The sequence below is a fragment of the Mesorhizobium sp. M7A.F.Ca.CA.002.15.2.1 genome, assembly GCF_003998715.1.
In the GTDB taxonomy this organism is placed as follows: Bacteria; Pseudomonadota; Alphaproteobacteria; order Rhizobiales; family Rhizobiaceae; genus Mesorhizobium; species Mesorhizobium ciceri.
Genome location: NZ_RZPI01000214.1, coordinates 1 through 8,064 on the forward strand (window position 1 = coordinate 1; position 8,064 = coordinate 8,064).

The window sequence follows — 8,064 nt, forward strand, 5'->3', positions numbered from 1 at the left end:
GTGCCGGGACCGCCCGTTGCCAGATCGCCAGGTCGTCTTCCGCGCTCGTCTGCGACCCATCATAGCCGAGCTGGTGCAGGTCGATGTCGCCGAAACGGCCCTTGAAGAAGTTCATCGACCGCAGCGACGCCAACCGGGTTCGCAGATATTGCGCGCTGACGCCCGAGGCGATCTGCCAGTCGCGGTCGCGCAAGATGTCGAAGACGGCAGCCATGTCGCGCGGGCGCACCAGTATGTCGATGTCATGCGCCACCCGACCACGCTGCGCCGACGCGTTCAAGGCAATGCGGCTGGCGCCCTTGATCAGCATGATGTCGGCGCCGCCGTCGGCCATCGCCTTCAGCGTCGGCTCGGCCTCGCGCATCGCCATGCGCGACTTCGTCCACAGCATCTTCTGCAGGCCGACGAGGCGCGGGTGCGCGGTATGCCCGGCCAGTTTTCTGCCGAACCTGTCGGAGATGGCGGCGAGCAGACGATGTTCTCGAAACGAGACGAGGTCGATGTCGTTCTCGTCGAGCCAGCGCGCGGCGCAGGCAGCGGCTGCGTCCTCATCGGAGAGCAGCGCCGCCTTCAGCAACAGGTCCAACTGGCCGGTGGGCCACGACCAGCCATAGTCCGGGAAGCGGCGGCTGATGCGGCGAACAGGCCTGGCGTTCAACTGGAGCCCGCCTTGTTCTGGGCCCGCCGCTGCATGGCGAGCCTTGCGACCTGGATATAGCCCCGGTCGCGTGCCGGATCGCGGCCGTAGGAAAGGCTGCCCGGACGGATGCGGCGCAATGCAAGCACGTCGTCGAGCATGGCAAGTACAAAGCCTGCCTCACGAACCCGGGCGATCCAGTCGATCATCTCGCCGCGACCGCCTGGTGGGTCGATGATGGGACCGACGCTCTGCACCACCTCCTGGCGGATCATCATCGTCGTGCGCGACCAGCCCGCTCCACTGGCCGCATCGGGCAAATCGGGGCTGTCGCCGCGAAACGTCCGCCAGTGCGTAAAGACGCCCGCTGTCCCGGGATGACGGCCGAGATAGGCCAGTTGCTGTTCGATCTTGTCCGGCAGCCACAAATCGTCGGCATCGAGCGTCGCGATGAGCGGCGTCGAGAGTGCCGCAATGCCACGGGTCGTTGCGCTGCCGGGTCCGGCATTGTCCTGTCGCAGCACCGTCACCGGCAGGTTCATCGCATCGATCACCGCGGCCGTATCGTCGGTCGAACCGTCATCGACCACGACGATGGCCTCCGCTTTTGCCGTCTGGGCCAGAACGGAGTTCAGGGCAGCGCCTATGGTGGCGGCCGCGTTGAAAGCCGGAATGACGACGCCGTAGCCTGCCATCAAAGGAACCGCCACTGCGCGAGATCCTTGAAGTCGAAGATCCCCTCCACCCGGCGCAAGCTGGGATCGGCCTTGCGACGCTTCATCGACTTGTGAATGGCGCGCATGAACTCGCGAAAGGGCACATCGGCTTCCTTGGTCATGTTGCCGGGATGACGCCTGTAATAGAGAGCCACCGTATCGGGCATAACGTATTTTGCCTGGCTCTCAAAGATACGCAACAGATAGTCGGTGTCCTCGGCCTGTTTGAAATCCTCGTCGAAACCACCGGTGCGCTCGATGAGGTCTCGCGCGAAGATCCCGGCGGACAGGTGGATCCCTCGCACGGTGATGGAGTGGCTGTCGGCGGCCGGTTCCAGTGTCTCGCCATCTATCTTGTCGACCAGCGTCATGCGCGAATAGGTCAGCTCGAGGCCAGGATCCTCTTCGAAGCAGGCGAGATCCGCCTTGAAGCGGCCTATCGGGGAGATGTCGTCCGAATCGAGAAACGACACCAGACGCGTCTGCGGCAGCAACTGCTTCAGCCCGGCATTGCGCGCCTTGGTGACCCCGCCATTGATCTGCTGGAAAAGACGAATGCATGGGGCCTCGTCGATCAACGACCGTACGACGGCTGCCGAGCCATCGGTCGACCCGTCGTCGATGACGATGATGTCGAGATCGATGTCTTCGCGCTGCCTGAGCAACGAGCGCAGCGCCAGGCCAACGAATTGTTCGCGATTGTAGACCGGCATGATGACGCTCAGCCTCATCGGCGTCTCCAGCAGCGTTGCGGGCTTGGCTGATCCGAGCCGATTGTCTCGAGCATCATGGCATCCGCCAATCGGCGGGACTCTTCAATTCGAAGATGCCCTGGACCTCTCGCCGTGACGGATCGGCCTTGCGCCGCCGCATCGACTTGTGGATTGCACGCAAGTGGTTGCGGACCCTGCCGCTATGTTCCTTGGTGACATTTCCGGCGTGGCGTCGGTAGTAGATCGCGACGGTGTTCGGCAATTCGTAGCGCGGACCGGTTTCGAAGACTCGCAACAGATAATCCGTGTCCTCGGACTGCTCAAAGTCCTCGTCGAAATGGCCGATGCGATCGACAAGCGTTCGACTGAAGAGAGCGGTGCTCAGCGAAATTCCGCGAAGCGTCATGGTACAGCAGTCCGCCTCCGGCTCGAGCTTCTCGTCGTCGATCCGGTCGACCAGCGTCATCAGCGAATAGGTTAGCTCAAGCCCGGAGGTAGCCTCGAAGCGGGCGAGATCGGCCTTGAACCGTCCGGCCAGCGAGATGTCGTCAGAATCCAGGAATGACACGAACTCCGCATCCGGCGGCAGTTGCCGCAGCCCGGCGTTGCGCGCCCTGGCCACGCCCATGTTCGATTGCTGGAAGAGTCGGATGCAGGGGTTTTCGCCCATCATCGAGCGTACGGCCTCAGCAGAGCCGTCGGTCGAACCGTCGTCGATGACGATGATGTCGAGATCGGCGGCGTCCCGCTGCCGCACCAGCGAGCGCAATGCCGAAACGACATAGCGTTCACGGTTATAGACGGGCATTATCACGCTCAGTTTCACGAAGCGCCCCGCACAAGAAAGTCCGCAATCGTGCCGGCTATCTCCTGTGGCTGCGTCCCCAGCGACAGACGATAGCATGGCAGCAGGCGGGTCAGGTCGCTGAAGAAGCGAAAGCCGCTCTCCCGCTCGCCCGGCATCTGCGCTATGCCGGACGGCGCCAAGGCAATCATGGCATCCCTCCGCGACACCGGCACGATCGAACTTGCCCCGCCTCCGCCGATATGTGGCACCAGCAGCGCAACGATGTCCAGGGTTTCAGGCACCGGCCGGGGCGCGATGTCATGAATGTGAAAAGCATATTTGCCTTGCCAGTTGAGCGGGCTATGAGCTGGCAGCCGGTGATCCAGCCCAAGTCGCGCGAATCCCTGGGGATCCTGCTTGAGTGTTGAAAACAACGGGCGGGCAGTCACGCCGTTGGAGAGGTCGACCAGCACATAATCGTCGCCGACGCTGTCCAGCCCGTGGAGGAGGCCGGCGGCGACGGTCCCGGATTTCCCGGCGCCGCCCGCGCCGGCCAGCAGTACGCCCCTGCCTTTGGTGCCGAGCGTCCCCGCATGGGCCAGCCGCATGCCACGTGCCGCATATTCCCAATGGAGGAAGGGGCGCAGCGGCGCTCCCGGCTCCCACGGTGGAAAGGCATCGGCCGAGGCCATCAATTGCACGCCAACGCGACGTTGCGGATCATAGAACTGCCAGAAATCCAGGTCGTGGAAATGGTTGCCGCGCAATCCGGCTTCCGCCAGCCTGGTGGCGAAGCCATGCTGCGTGAAGGGTCCTTGGCCCCATCTGGCCGGTGCCGCGATGCCGTCAATGCCGGGATGTGCGACGAAGATGCGGCAGATGTCGGCAGGCGCTCGGTTGTCCGCAGCCGTGACAAAGCCATGAGCGAAGGCATCCGCCAACGCGCCGGCACTCACATGAGCGGTCAACTCCAGATGCGGCAAACCCACCTTGCAGGTCAGTGGATAATGCGCGGCGCTGCTCTGCGCTTGCGCCAGGACATGACGTGCGTAGTCAGTCAGGTTTTCGAGAGTGACGTTCGGCATGGTCTGCCTGTTCCGGAGCCGTCCGGCAACGAGAGCCTGGCGCGCCTCAGTTGGCCTGCTTCACTGCGGGCCAGCCGAGGGGCTCCTCGACCTCGTGGATGGGATCGACGACAATGAGGTCGGCAAGGTCGTCATGGATGTCGACCTTGAGGGGCTCGCCGGCAGCGGCGAGCTGAGCCAGCAATTCGCTGGGAACCGGTCTTGCCACGCCATCGGTTGCGGCCGCCAGCAAACCGAATTCGAGCAATTGTGAAACAAAGCCGTCAATCGCGGCGGCATCGAGGGCGCCAATCCCGGTCGCGGCGCCGACCAGTTCGGAGGCAGGCACGCCGGACGACAGTGCATCCCAAAGCCTGCTGCCTGAATCAGAGAAGCCGAAATATTTACCGGTGGTCAGGTCGAGAACGACGGCTTCGCCATCGAAGGATTCAAAGACGATATCCTTGCTGGCAATGGCATATACGCCGGATTGTCGCATGTTTGCTCCCCGCCGAAGCAGGCCGCGGAGATGATCTTCGGGCCCTACGGTCAACCCCACCGTTGCAGGCGTCTAACCATTTGCAGGGTTTTTGGCAAGATGGCGTAGGCCCGGCCGAGCGCAGCTGCAGGCCGCGCGGGCATGGACAGCCTCTGACCGTGCCTGCCGGTCACGCCTCGATTTCAAGCGCCGAAAGCGGCTTCGAGCAACAGGCGAGGATAAAGCCGTCTTCGATTTCGTGATCGAGGATGCCGCCATTGTGGCTCATCTCGACGTCGCCCGCGACCTTCCTCACCTTGCAGGTGCCGCACAGGCCGAACTCGCAGGCGGCGGGAATCCGCACCCCCGAGGCGCGTGCCGTCTGCAGCACGGTCTGGCCGGCGACGCATTCGGCATCGACATCGGAATGCGAGAACCGGATCGGTGTCACGGCCTCCACGGTGGCAGCGGCGCCGTCTTCCGCCGGCGGCGAGAACGGCGCCGGGATCTCCTCCACGGCAGGCGCGGCAAAGCTTTCCTGATGGTATTTCGCCATGTCGAAGCCGGCTGCGTCCAGCATGCCGCGCACGGCGCGCATGAAAGGATCGGGGCCGCAGCAGAAAATCTCGCGCTCGCGGAAATCGGGCGCCAGCAATGGCAGCCGGATCGCGTCGATGCGGCCCATATGGCCGAACCAGCCCTCGCGGCTCGACCGCTCCTCGATCATGAAGCCGAGCGACAGCCCAGGCATGCGGCTGCCGAGCAGTTCGAGCTCCTTGCGGAAAATGATCTCTTCCGGGCGGCGCGCGCAGTTGACGAAGCCGACATCGGTCCATGGCGCGCAGTCGTTCAGCCAGCGCAGCATCGACATCATCGGCGTCACGCCGGAACCGGCCGAAATGAACAGGTATTTGGCGGCCGGGTGGCTGTGCAGCGAGAAGTCGCCGGTCGGCCCATAGGCCTTGACGTGCGAACCGGGCGTCAGATGGTCGAACATCCAGCGCGTACCGGTGCTGCCCGCCTGCGCCTTGACCGTCACCGCGATCGAGAACGGCCGCGACGGCGAGGACGACAGCGTGTAGGTGCGCATCAGCGGCCCGTCCGATGTCGGCAGTTCCAGAGTCACGAACTGCCCCGGTTTGTAGCGGAACCAGGTCTGGTTGTCGGAGCGGAAGGTGAAGGTCTTCACGTCAGGCGCTTCGTCGCTGACGCCGATCACTTCCAGCACCTGCAGCCTGTCGTTCCAGGGCGTCATCTGGTCGAGATGGCGATAGAGGCCAAGGTCCGTCATCGCATTCATCCTCTTGTCCCCTGGGCTAGGCGACGCTGCGCAGGGCCGGCCGGCCGCCTTCGGCAAGGCGCGGCCCGATGAACGACGCGTACCACTCGACGAACTGGATCACGCCGCCCTCATGCAGCTCCGAATAGGGGCCTGGTTCATAGGCCGGCGACAGGATGCCGAAGGCGTTTTCCTCGACGATGCGGCGGTCCTGGTCGTTGGTCTCGGTCCAGACATGGGTGAGCTCAGCGAGGTCGTAGTCGACGCCTTCGACCGCATCCTTGTGGACGAGCCATTTCGTTGTCACTGCGGTTTCCGTGGCACTGATCGGCAGCACGCGGAAGGTAACGGCGTGGTCGCCGAGGATATGGTTCCAGGTCGTCGGATAGTGATAGAGCAGCAAGGAGCCGATGCGGTCGGTTGAAACGCTGTCGGACAGGTTCTTCTGGACCGCCCGTTTTCCCGTCATGGTGTAGCTGACGGCATCGCGCAGCAGCGGCGCGCGGGTGGCGCGGTACTGCCCTGCCGGATCGATGCGGAATTTGCTCGGCAAGCCTGATGCCTCGCATCTGGCCCAGTGTGCGACCATTTCAGGGTCGCTGTCGGCGCCATGGACGCCGGTTATGGTTGGAGCCTCGGGGAAGGTCTTGCACAACTCGGGATGATTGGCGGCGCAGTGGTAGCACTCGCGGTTGTTTTCCCAGACCAGCTTCCAGTTGCCCTTCTCGACGATCGTGCTCTCGAAGGCGATCTTTGCTTCACGCAGCCGGTGCGGCAAAAGATAGGGTTCGATCATCGCCCGCATCGGCGCGAAATCTGCCGGTTCCTTGGCCAGGCAGATGAAGATGTAGCCGCCGACGCTCTCGCAGGCGACCGGCTTCAGGCCGAAATCACTCTTGTCGAAACCGTCGGCCATCTGGCGGGCAAACAGCAGGCGGCCGTCCAGCTCGTAGGTCCACTGATGATACGGGCAGACGAGCTTTGCCGCGGTACCCTTCTCCGTGTTGCACACGCGGCTGCCGCGATGGCGGCAGGAATTGTGGAAGGCGTTGATCTTGCCGTGCTGGTCGCGGACAAGGACGACCGGATAATCGCCGACCTGCACGGTGATGTAGCTGCCCGGCTTCGGCAGTTCGCAATCATGGCCGATGAACAGCCAGTCGCGATACCAGATCAGCTCCATGTCGAGCTTGAAGTAGTCCGGATCGGTGTAGAAGGGCTGCTCCAGCGAAAAGCCTTGCCGGCGCCCCTTCAGGAGCCTCAGCATGTCGTTGCGGATATCCATGTCCTGTCCTCGTTCCTAAGGACTGAACTGGTGGTGACGGAGGAAGGATTGAAGCGCAGGCCGGCTGTGTGCCGGACATGCGCTATCCACCTCTTGACCGCCCACCGCGATCAGTCGAGTCTAAAAATCTCGGGCTGGTTTCCGGGCTCTGGAGTTGTCCTTGCGGACCATCGCGACACCTTCCCAGGCGGTTGCCCAGTGGTCTCCCGTTGCGACTTGAACTCCACCACCGTTGCGGGGGCAGCGCCGGATTCTGACCGGCTTCCCAATTCTCCGCCTCGTCGTCACGAAGCGGCACCTGAGATGGTATGATCTAACCACGATCGCGGGCGCGCCGTCGGCATGAAAACGACATCGTATCCATGCGGCGCGACACGGCATGCGAAACGCTACTGCAGCTCGTCGCGGGCCGAGATCCCACCTCCCGGGCGGCCATTTGCCGGCTGCGATCTTCCCGAATCCGACCCTTCGCGGGGGGTCAAAAAAGGTTAATGGTTTCGAAAAATGACTATTAGTTCGCCCTAAAATCGAACCGAACGGTTCGTTTCTGTTGACGGTGCGTGCAGGACGGTGTGAACGCTGGGCCTCTGAAACAGTCAGTGATCCATCAGGTGGCTACACCTAACACACTGATATGAAGAAGAAAAATGCATCCCTAGATTCCGTTGGCACAATTTCAAGGTGTGGATTCATGGTCCACACGGAACAACTTCGTGATTGGAAAAGACGACCTTGCCCTCCCACATCGGGGCTGTCCGAACGACGCGATTTCATTTCCAAGACACGCCGCTAGACGGACGGAAAAAAGACGATACTGGAGTACCAAAAATGAAAAAGATCATTCTCACTGCCGCAGCCCTTCTGGCCATTTCCGGCAGCGCCTTCGCTGGTAGCGACCACTACGGTTCCAACGCCGCGGCAGCCACTGCTGTCGACAGCTCGTACACCGCTTCGACCAAGAAGTCGGAACCGGCTGCTCAGGCGCCTGCCCAGGGTGCTGACCGCAACCTCTTCGGCAACAACTAACAGCCGATTCCCAGTTCCCCGGTCGACGGCGGGCTCGCCCGCCGCCCTGGCGAAATTCAGACATTCAGGAGTATTCAAG

Annotated in this window: 9 protein-coding genes and 1 riboswitch; of the genes, 1 reads left to right on the forward strand and 8 read right to left on the reverse strand. The window is 62.8% G+C overall.

Features of this window, described 5'->3' with window-relative positions:
- The 8 genes from ENZ74_RS14225 to ENZ74_RS14260 all read right to left on the reverse strand — a co-directional run.
- On the reverse strand, positions 1 to 658 hold a 658-nt coding region (locus ENZ74_RS14225; protein ID WP_164761031.1), incomplete at its 3' end, for a nucleotidyltransferase family protein.
- Positions 655 to 1,332 carry a glycosyltransferase family A protein gene (locus ENZ74_RS14230; RefSeq protein ID WP_063169806.1) on the reverse strand — a complete coding sequence of 226 codons (678 nt, stop codon included), beginning with the start codon at positions 1,330 to 1,332 and terminating at the stop codon, positions 655 to 657. The genes ENZ74_RS14230 and ENZ74_RS14225, both read right to left, overlap by 4 nt.
- Entirely contained in the window at positions 1,332 to 2,084 is a 753-nt protein-coding gene (locus ENZ74_RS14235) for a glycosyltransferase family A protein (RefSeq protein WP_063169807.1), read from the reverse strand. The genes ENZ74_RS14230 and ENZ74_RS14235 overlap by 1 nt, the downstream gene beginning before the upstream one ends.
- 55 nt (positions 2,085 to 2,139) lie before the next feature.
- Complete coding sequence (locus tag ENZ74_RS14240; RefSeq protein ID WP_063169808.1) at positions 2,140 to 2,892, reverse strand: glycosyltransferase family A protein; 753 nt, start codon at positions 2,890 to 2,892, stop codon at positions 2,140 to 2,142.
- Positions 2,889 to 3,938, reverse strand: a complete 1,050-nt coding sequence (locus tag ENZ74_RS14245; protein ID WP_063169809.1) for a hypothetical protein — start codon at positions 3,936 to 3,938, stop codon at positions 2,889 to 2,891. Before ENZ74_RS14245 ends, ENZ74_RS14240 begins: the two co-directional genes overlap by 4 nt.
- Positions 3,939 to 3,984: 46 nt before the next feature.
- On the reverse strand, positions 3,985 to 4,416 hold the full coding sequence (locus ENZ74_RS14250; protein WP_013528271.1) for a PqqD family protein: 432 nt from the start codon (positions 4,414 to 4,416) through the stop codon (positions 3,985 to 3,987).
- A gap of 169 nt (positions 4,417 to 4,585) precedes the next feature.
- Complete coding sequence (locus tag ENZ74_RS14255; protein WP_013528270.1) at positions 4,586 to 5,686, reverse strand: hybrid-cluster NAD(P)-dependent oxidoreductase; 1,101 nt, start codon at positions 5,684 to 5,686, stop codon at positions 4,586 to 4,588.
- 25 nt (positions 5,687 to 5,711) lie between these two features.
- The gene (locus ENZ74_RS14260) at positions 5,712 to 6,959 is read right to left on the reverse strand and encodes an aromatic ring-hydroxylating dioxygenase subunit alpha (RefSeq protein WP_063169810.1); all 1,248 of its coding nucleotides are present in this window, start codon (positions 6,957 to 6,959) and stop codon (positions 5,712 to 5,714) included.
- 114 nt (positions 6,960 to 7,073) lie between these two features.
- Positions 7,074 to 7,276, reverse strand: a riboswitch (cobalamin riboswitch).
- A 511-nt stretch (positions 7,277 to 7,787) separates the two neighbouring features.
- On the opposite strand from ENZ74_RS14260, the gene ENZ74_RS14265 reads away from it, so the two are divergent.
- A complete protein-coding gene (locus ENZ74_RS14265; RefSeq protein ID WP_013528268.1) occupies positions 7,788 to 7,985 on the forward strand; it encodes a DUF680 domain-containing protein in 198 nt (65 codons plus the stop codon).
- The last annotated feature ends 79 nt before the right edge of the window (positions 7,986 to 8,064 follow it).

Coding starts and splice junctions, on each gene's coding strand:
- ENZ74_RS14250 (WP_013528271.1), bottom strand. CDS start 4,416: ATGCGACAATCCGGCGTATATGCCATTGCCAGCAAGGATATCGTCTTT.
- ENZ74_RS14260 (WP_063169810.1), bottom strand. CDS start 6,959: ATGGATATCCGCAACGACATGCTGAGGCTCCTGAAGGGGCGCCGGCAA.
- ENZ74_RS14235 (WP_063169807.1), bottom strand. CDS start 2,084: ATGAGGCTGAGCGTCATCATGCCGGTCTACAATCGCGAACAATTCGTT.
- ENZ74_RS14245 (WP_063169809.1), bottom strand. CDS start 3,938: ATGCCGAACGTCACTCTCGAAAACCTGACTGACTACGCACGTCATGTC.
- ENZ74_RS14265 (WP_013528268.1), top strand. CDS start 7,788: ATGAAAAAGATCATTCTCACTGCCGCAGCCCTTCTGGCCATTTCCGGC.
- ENZ74_RS14255 (WP_013528270.1), bottom strand. CDS start 5,686: ATGACGGACCTTGGCCTCTATCGCCATCTCGACCAGATGACGCCCTGG.
- ENZ74_RS14230 (WP_063169806.1), bottom strand. CDS start 1,332: ATGGCAGGCTACGGCGTCGTCATTCCGGCTTTCAACGCGGCCGCCACC.